Origin of the sequence: Rahnella aceris (genome assembly GCF_011684115.1) — a bacterium.
Classification (GTDB): Bacteria; Pseudomonadota; Gammaproteobacteria; order Enterobacterales; family Enterobacteriaceae; genus Rahnella; species Rahnella aceris.
In genome coordinates this window covers 80,182-93,360 of record NZ_JAADJV010000001.1, presented here as the reverse complement: position 1 = coordinate 93,360, position 13,179 = coordinate 80,182, and the positions used below count along the sequence as shown (strand labels likewise).

Here is a 13,179-nt window from a genome sequence, read left to right as displayed (position 1 = left end):
TTCCCTGCCGATAACTAAAACTTAAGATTCCTTCCAGGGAAACGCTCATGCTTAAAACCATCCGTTCGCGCATTATCACGGCCTGTATCGTCATCGTGGCCTGTTCGCTGATTATCAATACCTTCCTGAGTTATACCGTTGCCAACAAGTACAACAGTCAGGCGACAGACAGCACACTTAACGCGCTGACGGCCAGCCACACGCGAGGGATCAGCGATTGGGTAAGCTCGAAAACAGGGATGATCGTTTCACTGCAACAGATCGCGATGTCAGAAGATCCGATCCCGGTTCTCAAGCAGATCGCCAGTGCAGGTGGATTTACCAACGTGTATGTCGGTTATGCAAACCGCACCGCGAAGTTCTCCGATCCGACCGGTGTGCCTGCGGATTACGATCCGACCGGCCGCCCGTGGTACAAGCAGGCTGAAGCCGCCGGACATCCGGTGGCCACACCGCCTTATATTGATGCCGGTAGCGGGAAACTGGTGGTCACTTTCGCCGTACCGGTGATGGAAGCAGGCACGCTGAAAGCGGTTGTGGCGGGCGATGTCTCGATGGACAGCGTCGTGAGCAACGTTAATACCATTCATCCGACGCCAGGCAGTTTCGGCATGCTGGTGGATAAATCCGGTGTGATCATCGCGCATCCGGATACCAGCCTGGCACTGAAGCCGTTTACCGCACTGGCGGAAGGGGTGAATTTGCAGGATGTGTTTGCCGCCAATGCACCGGTGGATATCCGTCTGAACGGTGCGGTCAAGCGCGTCCGTGCGATGCCGGTAGCAGGTACGGAATGGTTCACGCTGGTGGCGCAGGATAAGAAAGAGTCCACTGCGGGTATGCGATCCCTGCTGACCTCGTCGGTGATTACGCTGATTGTGATCGTGCTGATTTCAGCCGTCGTCATCGGGCTGATTATCAGCAAATCGTTCCACCGCCTGTCGGTGGTGCGCGATACGCTCAATGCGATCAGTTCCGGTGAGGATGATCTGACGCAGCGCCTGCCGGCTGACGGACATGATGAAGTGACGCAAATCGCGCACGCCTTCAACACCTTCGTTGATAAGCTAAGCAAAGTGATGTCTGAAATCCGCACCACCAGTGAATCCGTTAAAATCGCGGCCGATGAAATCGCCGCAGGGAATAACGATTTGTCCGGTCGTACAGACTCTGCCGCAGCCAGCCTGCAACAAACCGCCGCATCCCTTGAGCAGATCACGGCGACGGTTTCCCAGTCGGCCAGTTCGGCGAAACAAGCATCCGAAACCGCTAAATCCGCTTCTGCGGCGGCCATACGCGGTGACGAAGTGGTGACTAAAGTCATTAAAACGATGGAAAGCATCGAAACCGCGTCATCGAAAATCGGAGACATTACCAGTGTGATCGACGGTATTGCCTTCCAGACCAATATCCTGGCGCTGAACGCCGCAGTCGAAGCCGCGCGCGCAGGTGAACAGGGGCGCGGTTTTGCGGTCGTCGCCAGCGAAGTGCGCAGCCTCGCACAACGCAGTGCGCAGGCGGCGAAAGAGATCAAAGTGCTTATCGAATCAACGGTGAGCAGCGTGGCGTCCGGCTCAGCGCAGGTGCGCCTCGCCAGCGACAGCATGAGCGAAATCGTCAGCAACGTGTCGAACGTCAGCAGTGTCATGCTGGAAATCACCCATGCATCTGAAGAGCAGATGCTGAGTATTAACGAAATCAACCGTGCCATTACCCAGCTCGACGGCATGGTGCAGCAGAACGCAGCGATGGTTCAGGAATCCACGGGGGCGGCGTCGGCGTTGCAGGAACAAGCCACCGGTCTGGCGGTTGCCGTCGGGCATTTCCGGGTCTGATCGCGCCGCCTGAGTAAGATGTTCATCACAGCGCCCGGACTTTATCCTCCGGGCGTTTTTTGCTTTACTTCATCGCCTCCTCACGTATTTTCCGCCGACCTCAGATTTTGTAATGTCTGTTTTATGCTAGGATTTAGACAAGAATATATAAAAACAGCATGTCACCTTTGAGGAGCAATGAATGAAGTATCCCGTTAACTTTCGATGGGCTCAAAAACATGAGGATTATTGTTTACGCCATAAGATCCATCTTAAATTCCCGGAAATAGTGAAAGGAATATATAAAAAGAGAAATATATTCCTTTTTAAAAAAGGGGAGAGAATAAAATTTACCGAGGATGTTTGGGTTGAAGAGTACGCCTCAATGCCACGAAAAAGTTTCTGTTCAATGGGCGCGTATTCTTACGCGTGCAGTAAATTACCCAATAACCTCAAAACTGGCAGATTTTGCAGCCTGGCAGCAGGAGTGCGGGTTATGGGGCCGCAACATCCCATACACCGGTTTACGACCAGCCCGCTGACGTATCATGATTTCTTCCCCAAAGTGGCGCAGGAACAATTCGGAGAAACGCTGAATATTGCCGGGTTCGACTATATGCCGGAGGCGACGGTATTAGGTCATGATGTTTGGGTGGGCGAACACGCCGTATTAAAAGGCGGCATCACTATCGGCAATGGCGCAATTATTGCCGCCAATGCCGTCGTCACGTCTGATGTTCCTCCGTACGCGATTGTCGCGGGTATTCCGGCCAGAGTGATTAAATACCGGTTTGAGAAAAGTATTATTAATCGTTTACAATCTATTCAATGGTGGAATTATAAAATTACTGATTTACCCGACTTCGCAGCGGCTGATGATATTGTAAAATTCGCCGATGAGATGGAAGATAAAATACGCCGGAAGGTCATCAGCGAACATCACTATAAAGTGGTGAATATTGCGCAAGAGCTGGCAGAAATATAAAAAACCAGACCGGACAATGCGTAACGCCTCTGTTGTCCGGTCCGGAATGCCATGAAAAATGCGATCAGGCTTTCAGCTCGCGCTCCACCAGCGTGGTCAGCACACCGATGCCGAGCGGAATAATGTCGTCATTAAAGTCGTAGCGCGGGCTATGCAGTGAGTCAGAAGGTGTGGCGCCATCGGCACCCAGCCAGAAATAGGCTCCCGGACACGCTTGCAGCAGATAAGCAAAATCTTCTGCAGCCATCGACGGCGCATTATTGAAATGCACTTTCTGAATACCCGGCGTGTTTTTCGCCGCGTCGCGCACAATCTCTGCCTGCGCTGCATGGTTCTGCGTGACCGGATAACCCAATTCCCAGCGCACTTCCCCTTTCACACCGTACGGTAACGGCACCGCATGGACGTATTCTTCAATCAGCCGCCAGCAGGTCTGACGGGTTTTGTTGCTCAGGCAACGCAGCGTGCCCCACATATGCAGCGTTTCAGGAATGACGTTAATGGCTTCGCCCGCATGAAGTTGCGTCAGGCTGATCACCGTTTGTTCCAGCGGCGACAGGCGGCGCGAAATCAGGCTTTGCAATGACAAAATCAGCTGCGCGCCAGCCACCACGGGATCCGCACCCCGTTCCGGCATCGCCGCGTGACAACCTTTGCCGGTCAGGGTGATATAGAAATTATCCTGCGACGCCATCATCGGCCCCTCGCTGACCGCTACTTCGCCAACCGGCAGTCCCGGCCAGTTATGCAGCGCGTAAACCGCCTGCATCGGAAAACGGTCAAACAGCCCTTCTTTCACCATCATTTCGCCACCGCCTAAGTTTTCTTCAGCAGGCTGAAAGATGAAATGGACAGTGCCGCGAAAATGACGGTTCTCACTCAGATGTTTTGCCGCGCCCAGCAAAATGGATGTATGGCCATCGTGCCCGCAGGCATGCATCAGGCCCGGGTTTTGTGACTGGTGCTCGAATTCATTCAGTTCTTGAATGGGTAATGCGTCGATATCTGCACGCAGTCCGATTGAAGGGCCTTCGCCGTTTCGCAGTGTGGCAATAACGCCGGTTTCGGCAATGCCCGTATACACTTCAAGACCAAAAGACAGTAGCAGTTCACTGATTATTTTTGCGGTGCCATGCTCATTCAGACCCAGTTCAGGTCGCCTGTGAAAGTCGCGACGCCACTGCTTCGCCTGCTCGATAATCTGTCCGGAAATGACCGCCATAAACCCTCTGTGCTGTTCTGAATTCAACACGGTGAAATGCTCTCACCGGCACGTTACTGCTCCAAAGTATCACATCCCGCAGTGAACCGATAAACGGGAAATCGGCTTCCTTTGCCCTTTATCGTGAGTGAGATTTCGGCAGTGAGCACACTTTCGGAATTTACCCAATATTGGCTGAACCCTTCACTATTGCCTGAATGAAAAACCCGCGCCGGATCGGTGTTTTTCCCGCCATTACATCCTTTGGAAAAGACTAAGTCCGCAAACAGGTAAAAGAGAAAAGCGCAGGTCGTCGTAAATTTTATAAAGGACTGGTGATACGCACGGGGTTATTTTCAGCCTGCGTGAAACGGATTTTAGTTATGATCCCGACGGTATAACTCCCATTCGTCGATACCGCGTCCATCAGGGAATACGCAGTCTGCACGAACGCCGTGTGGTGTTTGCACACTCACCGATCTTCCGCCTCTTTCATGGCAATATACCGCAGCCGGATTTGCCATCCCGCTCTGGTGTCTTTCTGGTTTATGGTGATAACCCGCGCAACCTGCCAGCGCTGAGACCATGATAATGAGGAAGAACTTTTTCATTCTGCACCTTCGTGATGAGAGTAAAAACGACGGGGAATTCTATTCCCCGTCGCTTTCCGTGACCTACTCCCATATTCTTAAAAAGCTTCTTCTTTTTACTTCGTTTATCAGGCGTTAAACTTTCAGGAAAGGGCCACGGCATCAGCTCCGCCGGGACGTTTTGCCAGAACAGCTTAAAAAAAGCTTTTCTACTCACACAACCGGCAAAAATTTATGGCTACTATTATTCAGGTCGTGAATGGCTTCATCAATCAGGAAGGGGAATATGGAAAAGTACCAAAACCGGGGGGGCAATTCGGGTATCGTCGCTTTCACGACTACGGAAGATTCAATTACCGTGAAGTTCAAAGATGGCTGGCATTACATCTATAATTCCATCCGGCCAGGGGTGACAGACGTTGACCATATGATCGCCATGGCGAAAGCTGGCAGCGGATTGCATGGTTATATCAACCGAAAGATCCGCAATAATCACTTCCATAAATACCGCTAATCGCAGACACGAAAAAGGCGGCAACCGCCGCCTCTTCTGCTTACTGCTTGTTACTGCTCAGCTTATTTGTACATTTCTGCTGTACCGTAAAGCTGGTTATTACCGGATGCACCGATAATACGGTATGAACTTGCACCCGCCTGGGTGGCTTTTGCATTCAATTCTGATTGCAGGCCTGACAGTGAACCGGTGGTTGATGCACCGACTACACCAATGGATTGCTGACCTGCCGGCGCTGACTGCACTTCAGTCGCTGCCAGGGTTGAGAAAGAAGCTGTTGCCAGTGTCAGAGCGGCGATAGTCATTGCGATATTTTTCATGAGGTTAATTCCTGTTCTTCGAATTTTGATTGGGAAACCTTTTGCAGGTGCCCCGGTTTAAGGTCAACGTCACTTATTAATTAACGTTCGATAAGTAAATACTAAGCGTCGCCGGGAGGTTGTGCAAGCAATTTATTTAACGATCATTAACTAATTATGCGATCGCTTCGGGCGACGTCTGCCGCTGTTCATCGGTATGGGGTTATTTGCCATAGGCGAGGATCGTTATTTCCGCCAGATGACCCCGAATACAGGGCCGTTCGATCCCTAAAGAGACAGGTAAAAGGATTAATTATTGGGAAATTAATCCGTTAAATTAACCGCCTCCGTTAATTAGTCCACCCATGTGTCAGCAATATCCGCTCCCGGCAAAAAAGCTGCCGAGGCTACGAGCAGGGGCGGCTATCAGTGAATAACGCTCACGAGGCCAAAGGATCGCCAGTAAAAAAAGGAAGTTCTTACCGGATTAAAAAATAAACTTGAAATTATTTTCAGGATCCTCTCAGACTGGATATATTCTTTTAAATATCACCTTTTCTATGTGGAGCACGAAATGCTGAATTACTTTTTTTTTCAAAAGGGTAAGCAAATTGTTGTACTGGAAAGCTCGGACGTGGGCAAAGCTTCTCAGCTGATTGAACATGGCTACGAAAAACAGTTTGAAGAGATCAGTGCCACAAATGAAAAAAATGCGCTTGCACGCTTTGCTGACATTCGCCGAAATAACCAGATAGATCACGATGACTTCATGGCAGGCGCCGGGTCTATGCCCCTTATAGATGGATTAACGGCCATTGCTACCTATCTTGTTAGCAAAAAGTAGCTCAGCTACGGACGGCTGAGAGTGAACCGTCGAAAAAACACACCCGCAATATGGCGGGTGATTATGTCCGCTGCTGGCACAAAGCCGAGCATCAGATCCCCTCAAATTAATGAATAAATCTAATAAACCCTAGCTAATTACCCCCTCTAATTGAATAAATCACTTTGCGTTATCCTTTTTCTACACAACAGCTGAAGGATTACGTCATGCAAACTGTAAATCTGAACAACGGTATTGAAATGCCCCTGCTGGGCTTTGGTGTGTTTCAGATGACTGATGCCGCTGAATGCGAAAGAGCCGTTATTGATGCCATTGATACGGGATACCGCCTGATCGATACCGCTGCTTCTTACCAGAATGAAACCCAGGTCGGGAACGCTCTGAAACAGACCGGTATCGCACGTCGCGAACTCTTTGTAACGACCAAACTGTGGCTGCAGGATACCCATTACGAAGGAGCTAAAGCACAGTTCGAACGCTCCCTGAATCGGCTGCAACTTGATTACGTTGACCTGTACCTGATTCACCAGCCTTACGGTGATGTTCATGGTGCCTGGCGTGCCATGGAAGAATTGCATGAGGCAGGCAAAATTCGCGCCATTGGCGTCAGCAACTTCCATCCAGACAGACTGGCCGACCTTATCGCCTTCAACAAGGTTGCCCCTGCGGTAAACCAGATTGAAGTTAACCCCTTCAACCAGCAGTTGCATGCCGTTCCATGGAATCAAAGCCGTGGCATTCAGCCAGAAGCCTGGGCACCGTTTGCTGAGGGTAAAAATGGCCTGTTCCAGCATCCCGTATTAACGGCAATTGGGCAGAAGTACGGCAAAAGTGTGGGTCAGGTTGTCCTGCGGTGGATCTTCCAGCGAGGCATCGTTTCTCTGGCCAAATCGGTGCGAAAAGAACGTATGGCAGAGAACATCAACATCCTCGATTTTGAACTTAGTCCTGAGGATATGTTGCAGATTGCCGCCCTTGATACCGCAACCAGCGCCTTCTTCTCTCACCGCGACCCGGCGAGGGTGGAATGGCTGACTGGTCGCAAACTTGACGTTTAAACCGCGATAAAAGAGGTATTCATTCAATGCAAAAACGTTATCTGGGTAAATCCGGACTCGAAGTCTCCGCTCTTGGACTCGGTTGCATGGGGCTCAGTCACGGCTACGGCCCGGCGACAGATACCCGTCAGGCTATCGAACTCATTCGTGCTGCGGTTGAACGTGGCGTCACGTTCTTCGATACCGCCGAAGTGTATGGCCCATTTCTGAATGAAGAGGTTGTCGGCGAAGCCTTAAAACCTTTTCGCGATCGCGTCGTTATCGCCACCAAATTTGGTTTTACCTTCGGCGATGACAACAAGCAGCAGATAACCCAGGCGCTTGAAACGATTAAAATCGTCGGCGAACGTTACTCTCCTGAGCATCAGGCTCGCACAGGCCGTTAATACCCGGGCGGGTCCGCAGCGAATTGCGGACCCGTTATTCCGAGTAGCGAAGTGCATCGATCATCAGCGCAAAAGCGGGCGGATGCTGCTTACGGCTGGGGTAGTAAAGATAATATCCGGGGAAAGACGGACACCAGTCCTGCAGAATCTGGATCAGCTCTCCTGACTTTATATAATCCAGCACCCTATCCTCAGGTATACAGGCGATGCCAAAGCCAGATAAAGCCGCATCAATCCTTTCCGCCTGCAGATTAAACGTTACCTGCCCCTCAACCCTGACCCGTAACGGTTTCCCTTCCCTCTCAAACTCCCAGTGGTAAAGTCCACCGGCAGTGGGCAGACGCATATTGATGCACCGATGATTTTGTAGCTCGTGAGGCGTTTCAGGCGCGGGGTTAGCAGCAAAATATGACGGTGCGCCAACGACTGCCATTCGCATGTCCGGCCCAATTCTCACCGCGATCATGTCCTTATCCACGCTTTCGCCCAGACGGATCCCGGCGTCAAAACGCCCCTCAACAATATTGACAAAGCCGTTATCTACCACCAGCTCGAGATTAATTTCCGGGTATTCCCTGAGGAAGGGTTTTAGCTTCGGCCACACCAGATTTCGCGCGGCATGCTCCCCGGCAGATAAACGGATATTACCGGAGGCGGTGCCGTTCAGTTGAACAAGCGATTCCAGCTCCTGCTCGAGATCAGCAATACGGGGCTCAAGGCAGGCAATAATTCTCTCACCCGCTTCTGTGGGGGCAACACTTCGGGTAGTTCGCGTCAGAAGACGGATGTTCAGCCTTTCTTCCAGCGCTTTCATCGCGTGGCTGAGTGCTGACTGAGAAACACCGAGTTTGCCCGCGGCTTTGGTAAAACTTCGCTCTCTTGCTACCATCAGAAAGATTTGGAGTTCGTTGAAGTTTTCTTTAAGCATTAGCGGTTTCCTTATTGAAGCATTCCCCCCATAGTTCACTCATGAAGGGTATTCATAAACACAATCATTTTAGCCCCGTTACTGACAATAATGATAATTGATGTTGTATCGGCATCGGAAATAAGTCTGAATTATCAGCAGGTTTATCAGGAAAGGACTCGTTAACGGCCAGGTGGCATCCCACAATAACTACAAAACTGACGATGGAAATGAAATGGCGAGATGTGAGCCACTTCACTGAGTTTATCCAGTAATAATGTGTCGCGATCTCAAAAACGCCATGAATTCTATGCCGCTGACAAATAAACGGAGACTACACGTTGAGAACCGTCGAAATACTGCAATACACATTACACAAAGGCACCGGGGCCACGTTTCACGCCATCATGCAGGAAATCAGCGTTCCCCTGCACCAATGCCACGGGATCGACGTTGTTTCGTTCGGAAACTCGCTGCATGACCCGGATTGCTACTATCTGATCCGTGCCTTTGATACCCCTGAAAGCATGGCTACGGCTCTTGATGCCTTTTATGCAAGTGCTGACTGGCGCAACGGTCCACGCGAAAACATCATTCGTAGTATCGAAACCAGCATTAAAACAGTGATGAACCTGCCGCCGGAAAGCGTGGAAGGGCTACGAGGGTAAGTGCAGGTTATCGGAATATAACGTAGTAGTGATAAATCACAGGCGACAGAGATATGATCTGCCGCCTGTGATTTCTACCGGGATACTTCCCTCACGTTTAAACGCTAAAAAGATGCCTTCCTTTGCCATTCCAAGAATTATCACTGGTGAACCAGATGCGCCTTTGAAATCAGCTTTATAAGTAATTAATCCAGCATCAACAATTTCCGAATACCCATTACCCAGATAATGAAGCAGTGCTTCAATATTCACTGTCATTTGTATAATCTACACCGTATGGGTGTTTATGATTAAATCTCACCACCTGAAATTTGAATAATTTTTTGCTCTGCATAAAATTTAATCCCCAGCATGGATTCCAATTCTAATGCTTGTGCCTTTGTAACGTTAAACCCCCCAATCCCACGGATAAAGGACATTTTATCTGTAGCATTCCATTTCATGATTTCAGCGACAGAATCTACGTTAGCTTCAGGGATCTCTATCTCCCGCACTAACTGCTCGCTGAACTCATCAAAGATTTCAATGCTATAAACAATCATTATTTTTCAACTCTCCGACTTGAATCTGCTGGTTTCGTTTGAAACCCCGTTTCAGGATTAAACTCACCTAAATGGTTACGCCCGCTTTTGTCATAGACTTCGACGGTTCCATGTTGAGAATCCCATTCATAAATCTTACCTTTAGAATCTTTCCATCTAACTCTTAATCCCCCACCACCTTGTATAGCTGTTTTTCGAGGCGCCCTTTTGGCATCAGGAAATGCTGGCAAGGGAGGATTTCCTTTTGGTGCCACATGGTATTTGTGGTCATTACTCAGATAAATATAAATCGGCGGCATGCCGTGCGGCAGATTGACCAGGATGTAATCATCAAATGATTGTTCATCCGGGATCGGTAGCGAGGTTGAGGTGCTGCCCATTTCTTCCGCGCCGGGTAACGGTAATACGGTGATGGTCGAAGGTAAATACGGCTCATCACGATTACCGGTATTGCCTGGCGCTTTAAACTCAAGCTCGTCGGGCGTCCAGATGATGGCGGGCTTTTCCGCGCCATCCGCCCAGAACTCATAGTTACCCGTGAATATGTTCCGCCGCATGGCGCGTACACGAACCTGATCCAGACCGCTGTCAGCGCCGGTGTGATAAGCCACGGGAATTAACCGGCCATATTTATCCTTCACCCACTGAAAACGGATCCGCGTCGGGGCGGACTTTCCGGCCAGCGCCGCAAGCTGGCTGTCGCTTAAAATATCCTCTTCACCGGCGTTCAGCTTGTTCGAGTAAAACGTCCCGATAACACCGACGGTGACCGGATTCACGAACAGGCTGCCGAGGCGGATCGACGTCACCCCGCGCAGTGCACTCATGCCCGACGCAATGAGTTCAGCGCCACCGCCCGTTGCTACGGGTATTGCCAGCGGTATACCAGACTGAGCGGGTGCATCAGTCTTCTTGCCAAATAACTTTTTGTACCAGGGCTTTTTATCACCGGCGGGCTTCTTGCGCTTCGTCGCCTGCGCGTGCTGCTCAACTTCGGGCTTTATGCCTGCGCCCGGCGTCGGCACCCCGTAAGACAATCGCCCGAAGTTATGATGCTGCTCCTCGCAGGTTCGTGCTTCGGTATTCCCTGCGCCACATTCCGCGGATTTCGCAAACACCGGCATCGAACGTCTGGCCTGTTCTGCCGCTTCTTTCTCAGCCTGAACCAGCAATACCGCGGCACGCTCTGCTTCCCACTTTTCACGCGCCAGTTCGGCGGGTGATTTACCTCTCCCCATCCATTGTCCGGCTGGCGCGATAACCCGGTTCGTCCACGGCGGGCAACCACATAAAACATCCGAACCGTCCACGGCAGAAGCGAGACCGTCATAGGTGGAATGCGGTTCTCCGCTGGTGATTTTTCCGCGACGACCGCATTTCGGGCAGTCGGTCGTAGCATCACCGATGCGGATCACGCCAAGCCCGTGTTCCGTCGCATTGGGCAGAGAGGTCAGGCACACCGCGCCTGTCGTGGTTTTGTCGCCGTGCAGCGCCTGCCCGCGACCATAACAATTTGAGCGATACCCCATCCGTTACGCGCCGGTAACGGCAAGAAAATCTACTGCCATCGGGACATCTTTTCGGGCAACCAGGTAGCAACTGCCCTGCGGCGTACTGATAATTTTATCGCCGTTATCCAGCATGCTGCCGACTAAGGCAAACCCACGATTACCGTTACAAAACTGCTGGCCTGCGCTGGTGGCAATCTTTGCCGTGCTGCCATCGGCATAAGTGACTTCATCCTGCTCAAGGGCAAACGCCGCTTCCGTGCCATTCTCAAGGGTGACTTTTCCTGTACTGCTGGCTTTGGTGACTTTGCCACCGCAGGCAGTCAGGCTGCCTGGAACTGCCAGCCGGTAAATCGCAATAACAGGATGCTGACGGGCAAACGCTGCCTGTTCCTCAACAACTGCCCTCGCGCTTTCATCCATTTCAGCCAGTTGTTCAGCCGTGAAAGGCGGGGTATTGATGACATCCAGTAATTCCTGATTCAGTTCATTAGTGAATTGCATTTCCATATTTATTTTCCGTCCATTGAGGTGAGTTTCACCGGTATGATAATCAGCTAAAATAAACACCCACAACGAACAATAAATATAAAACCATAAACCTTGAGCTAAATCATAAGATATAAGTCATTTAAGTTATTCGAGTTATTTATACAAACAGATAATACGAATACTCATATTCATTATTATTTAAAGAGGATTAATATAAAATATTTATAGCACAAACAGTCTCATAAATTATTTCAAACAAGATAAATTCAAAGTCAAAATTCAGCCATCGCAGAAAATAACACGTAATAATTAATGGATATAGAATGAAAATTGTCGTCATTATTTTATCATTTGCCCTCTTTTCTGGTACTCCTGATGCAAAAAAACTGTACCGAACGTGATGCAGAAGCAGCAGATATTGCAGTGGACAATCTCGATTCATGGGATGCCCTACATAAAAACTACATCGCTTACGCGCAATGTGACGATGGCAGTATCGCTGAAGGGAATTCAGAAACGATGGCGCGGAGACTCACCGATAAATGGCCGGAAATCACTAAGCTGCAATATCTGAGAAATCGCGATTCAGGATTTGAAAAATATATTATGAGGCATATTGATGCGACGCTGGATGCGGATGACGCAGATACCCGTCAGCTTCTAAACAACGTTTTCCCGACAGAAGTCCGCCACTGTTTAATTTCGGTAACTACACTCTCTGGCGTGACTGGGTTATCTCCTTCAGGATAAAAAATTAAATCAGTCCCTGAAGGATGCCCGGTAACCCGACTGAAATTTTCCAGTAAACTGTCCTGATATGACCCGCTGCCATGCACGTCGAAAATATCTTTCACCAGCGCAACAAATTCGGCTTCCGAGTACTCTTCAAACTTATCCTTGAGCTGCATGTTTTTCCTTTATCTGTATTCAGGTGGCACCTGAGAGTCATTCGTTATCCAAAACAGCCCGAACCCGCGCTTTAAGTTCATCAGCATCAAACTCATACTTATCACGATCATTGTCAGGATTGAATTGATTTGCGAGACAGAAAATGGTCGAGCATTTTTCACTGTCCTGATAGTTATCTTTCAGCGAATCACCATTTTCACCCTCAGCTTTCCATAACATCTGATAAGGGTCAGCAAAATCTTCGGCTGAGATCTCGCCATTAATAAATGATCTGGCGAAGGTTAAAAGTTTCTGGCTCATTTTTAGCTCCCTAAGATTGAAAACACTAAACTGACTGCTTTCTACTTTCATGGAATGCAATAGTCAGCGCATCTTCTTCGGCATAAAAATATGCCACCGGCACATCCAACCCAGCAAGAATGCCTGACACGTATTGAGAAAGCTCTGCACACAAGCATGCTT

At 49.7% G+C, this 13,179-nt stretch carries 18 protein-coding genes; 8 read left to right on the top strand and 10 right to left on the bottom strand.

Features of this window, described 5'->3' with window-relative positions; translation table 11 throughout:
• Window positions 1-47 precede the first annotated feature (47 nt).
• Together GW591_RS00515 and GW591_RS00510 are read left to right on the top strand one after the other, a co-directional pair.
• A complete protein-coding gene (locus tag GW591_RS00515; RefSeq protein ID WP_013574313.1) occupies window positions 48-1,835 on the top strand; it encodes a methyl-accepting chemotaxis protein in 1,788 nt (595 codons plus the stop codon).
• A 181-nt stretch (window positions 1,836-2,016) separates the two neighbouring features.
• On the top strand, window positions 2,017-2,799 hold the full coding sequence (locus GW591_RS00510) for a CatB-related O-acetyltransferase (RefSeq protein ID WP_041673024.1): 783 nt from the start codon (window positions 2,017-2,019) through the stop codon (window positions 2,797-2,799).
• A 64-nt stretch (window positions 2,800-2,863) separates the two neighbouring features.
• Here the strand turns inward: GW591_RS00510 and GW591_RS00505 are convergent, their stop codons facing one another.
• Both GW591_RS00505 and GW591_RS00500 read right to left on the bottom strand, forming a co-directional pair.
• Window positions 2,864-4,021, bottom strand: a complete 1,158-nt coding sequence (locus GW591_RS00505; protein WP_166859941.1) for a M20 aminoacylase family protein — start codon at window positions 4,019-4,021, stop codon at window positions 2,864-2,866.
• A gap of 356 nt (window positions 4,022-4,377) precedes the next feature.
• Window positions 4,378-4,611 (bottom strand): putative hemolysin, encoded by a 234-nt coding sequence (locus tag GW591_RS00500; RefSeq protein ID WP_013574310.1) that lies wholly within the window; start codon window positions 4,609-4,611, stop codon window positions 4,378-4,380.
• 265 nt (window positions 4,612-4,876) lie between these two features.
• Between GW591_RS00500 and GW591_RS00495 the strand changes: the two genes are divergently transcribed.
• Window positions 4,877-5,104, top strand: coding sequence for a hypothetical protein (locus tag GW591_RS00495; RefSeq protein WP_013574309.1), 228 nt, complete (start codon window positions 4,877-4,879; stop codon window positions 5,102-5,104).
• 62 nt (window positions 5,105-5,166) lie between these two features.
• On the opposite strand, the gene bhsA is transcribed toward GW591_RS00495, so the two are convergent.
• Window positions 5,167-5,424, bottom strand: coding sequence for a multiple stress resistance protein BhsA (gene bhsA / locus GW591_RS00490; protein WP_013574308.1), 258 nt, complete (start codon window positions 5,422-5,424; stop codon window positions 5,167-5,169).
• A 553-nt stretch (window positions 5,425-5,977) separates the two neighbouring features.
• Here bhsA and GW591_RS00485 point away from each other — a divergent pair.
• The 3 genes from GW591_RS00485 (at window position 5,978) to GW591_RS00475 (ending at window position 7,691) form a co-directional block, all read left to right on the top strand.
• The gene (locus tag GW591_RS00485) at window positions 5,978-6,247 is read left to right on the top strand and encodes a hypothetical protein (RefSeq protein WP_013574307.1); all 270 of its coding nucleotides are present in this window, start codon (window positions 5,978-5,980) and stop codon (window positions 6,245-6,247) included.
• Between the two features lie 206 nt (window positions 6,248-6,453).
• Complete coding sequence (locus tag GW591_RS00480; RefSeq protein WP_119261322.1) at window positions 6,454-7,305, top strand: aldo/keto reductase; 852 nt, start codon at window positions 6,454-6,456, stop codon at window positions 7,303-7,305.
• A 26-nt stretch (window positions 7,306-7,331) separates the two neighbouring features.
• Window positions 7,332-7,691 (top strand): aldo/keto reductase, encoded by a 360-nt coding sequence (locus tag GW591_RS00475; protein ID WP_255563051.1) that lies wholly within the window; start codon window positions 7,332-7,334, stop codon window positions 7,689-7,691.
• A gap of 34 nt (window positions 7,692-7,725) precedes the next feature.
• Here the strand turns inward: GW591_RS00475 and GW591_RS00470 are convergent, their stop codons facing one another.
• The gene (locus GW591_RS00470) at window positions 7,726-8,619 is read right to left on the bottom strand and encodes a LysR family transcriptional regulator (protein ID WP_112151313.1); all 894 of its coding nucleotides are present in this window, start codon (window positions 8,617-8,619) and stop codon (window positions 7,726-7,728) included.
• Between the two features lie 320 nt (window positions 8,620-8,939).
• Between GW591_RS00470 and GW591_RS00460 the strand changes: the two genes are divergently transcribed.
• Entirely contained in the window at window positions 8,940-9,266 is a 327-nt protein-coding gene (locus tag GW591_RS00460; protein WP_119261320.1) for an NIPSNAP family protein, read from the top strand.
• 36 nt (window positions 9,267-9,302) lie between these two features.
• Here the strand turns inward: GW591_RS00460 and GW591_RS00455 are convergent, their stop codons facing one another.
• The 4 genes from GW591_RS00455 to GW591_RS00440 are packed head-to-tail and all read right to left on the bottom strand — an operon-like array spanning window position 9,303 to window position 11,826.
• Window positions 9,303-9,524, bottom strand: a complete 222-nt coding sequence (locus GW591_RS00455) for a DUF6392 family protein (protein ID WP_121019596.1) — start codon at window positions 9,522-9,524, stop codon at window positions 9,303-9,305.
• A gap of 32 nt (window positions 9,525-9,556) precedes the next feature.
• Window positions 9,557-9,808, bottom strand: a complete 252-nt coding sequence (locus GW591_RS00450) for a DUF7683 domain-containing protein (RefSeq protein WP_037036475.1) — start codon at window positions 9,806-9,808, stop codon at window positions 9,557-9,559.
• Window positions 9,808-11,337, bottom strand: a complete 1,530-nt coding sequence (locus GW591_RS00445; RefSeq protein ID WP_166859938.1) for a colicin E3/pyocin S6 family cytotoxin — start codon at window positions 11,335-11,337, stop codon at window positions 9,808-9,810. The genes GW591_RS00450 and GW591_RS00445 overlap by 1 nt, the downstream gene beginning before the upstream one ends.
• Window positions 11,338-11,340: 3 nt before the next feature.
• On the bottom strand, window positions 11,341-11,826 hold the full coding sequence (locus GW591_RS00440) for a PAAR domain-containing protein (RefSeq protein ID WP_166859936.1): 486 nt from the start codon (window positions 11,824-11,826) through the stop codon (window positions 11,341-11,343).
• 357 nt (window positions 11,827-12,183) lie between these two features.
• On the opposite strand from GW591_RS00440, the gene GW591_RS24040 reads away from it, so the two are divergent.
• The gene (locus tag GW591_RS24040; RefSeq protein ID WP_225444933.1) at window positions 12,184-12,558 is read left to right on the top strand and encodes a hypothetical protein; all 375 of its coding nucleotides are present in this window, start codon (window positions 12,184-12,186) and stop codon (window positions 12,556-12,558) included.
• Here the strand turns inward: GW591_RS24040 and GW591_RS00430 are convergent.
• Together GW591_RS00430 and GW591_RS00425 are read right to left on the bottom strand one after the other, a co-directional pair.
• A complete protein-coding gene (locus GW591_RS00430) occupies window positions 12,462-12,716 on the bottom strand; it encodes a bacteriocin immunity protein (protein ID WP_134705483.1) in 255 nt (84 codons plus the stop codon). The genes GW591_RS24040 and GW591_RS00430 overlap by 97 nt on opposite strands.
• Window positions 12,717-12,753: 37 nt before the next feature.
• Window positions 12,754-13,017, bottom strand: a complete 264-nt coding sequence (locus GW591_RS00425) for a colicin immunity domain-containing protein (RefSeq protein ID WP_166859934.1) — start codon at window positions 13,015-13,017, stop codon at window positions 12,754-12,756.
• Between the last annotated feature and the right edge of the window lie 162 nt (window positions 13,018-13,179).

Bases quoted from the DNA above. Each gene is read 5' to 3' on its own strand.
- GW591_RS00515 (WP_013574313.1), top strand. From the start codon at position 48: ATGCTTAAAACCATCCGTTCGCGCATTATCACGGCCTGTATCGTCATC.
- GW591_RS00495 (WP_013574309.1), top strand. From the start codon at position 4,877: ATGGAAAAGTACCAAAACCGGGGGGGCAATTCGGGTATCGTCGCTTTC.
- GW591_RS00510 (WP_041673024.1), top strand. From the start codon at position 2,017: ATGAAGTATCCCGTTAACTTTCGATGGGCTCAAAAACATGAGGATTAT.
- GW591_RS00485 (WP_013574307.1), top strand. From the start codon at position 5,978: ATGCTGAATTACTTTTTTTTTCAAAAGGGTAAGCAAATTGTTGTACTG.
- GW591_RS00480 (WP_119261322.1), top strand. From the start codon at position 6,454: ATGCAAACTGTAAATCTGAACAACGGTATTGAAATGCCCCTGCTGGGC.
- GW591_RS00425 (WP_166859934.1), bottom strand. From the start codon at position 13,017: ATGAGCCAGAAACTTTTAACCTTCGCCAGATCATTTATTAATGGCGAG.
- GW591_RS00445 (WP_166859938.1), bottom strand. From the start codon at position 11,337: ATGGGGTATCGCTCAAATTGTTATGGTCGCGGGCAGGCGCTGCACGGC.
- bhsA (WP_013574308.1), bottom strand. From the start codon at position 5,424: ATGAAAAATATCGCAATGACTATCGCCGCTCTGACACTGGCAACAGCT.
- GW591_RS00475 (WP_255563051.1), top strand. From the start codon at position 7,332: ATGCAAAAACGTTATCTGGGTAAATCCGGACTCGAAGTCTCCGCTCTT.
- GW591_RS00430 (WP_134705483.1), bottom strand. From the start codon at position 12,716: ATGCAGCTCAAGGATAAGTTTGAAGAGTACTCGGAAGCCGAATTTGTT.
- GW591_RS24040 (WP_225444933.1), top strand. From the start codon at position 12,184: ATGCAAAAAAACTGTACCGAACGTGATGCAGAAGCAGCAGATATTGCA.
- GW591_RS00500 (WP_013574310.1), bottom strand. From the start codon at position 4,611: ATGAAAAAGTTCTTCCTCATTATCATGGTCTCAGCGCTGGCAGGTTGC.
- GW591_RS00440 (WP_166859936.1), bottom strand. From the start codon at position 11,826: ATGGAAATGCAATTCACTAATGAACTGAATCAGGAATTACTGGATGTC.
- GW591_RS00455 (WP_121019596.1), bottom strand. From the start codon at position 9,524: ATGACAGTGAATATTGAAGCACTGCTTCATTATCTGGGTAATGGGTAT.
- GW591_RS00450 (WP_037036475.1), bottom strand. From the start codon at position 9,808: ATGATTGTTTATAGCATTGAAATCTTTGATGAGTTCAGCGAGCAGTTA.
- GW591_RS00470 (WP_112151313.1), bottom strand. From the start codon at position 8,619: ATGCTTAAAGAAAACTTCAACGAACTCCAAATCTTTCTGATGGTAGCA.
- GW591_RS00505 (WP_166859941.1), bottom strand. From the start codon at position 4,021: ATGGCGGTCATTTCCGGACAGATTATCGAGCAGGCGAAGCAGTGGCGT.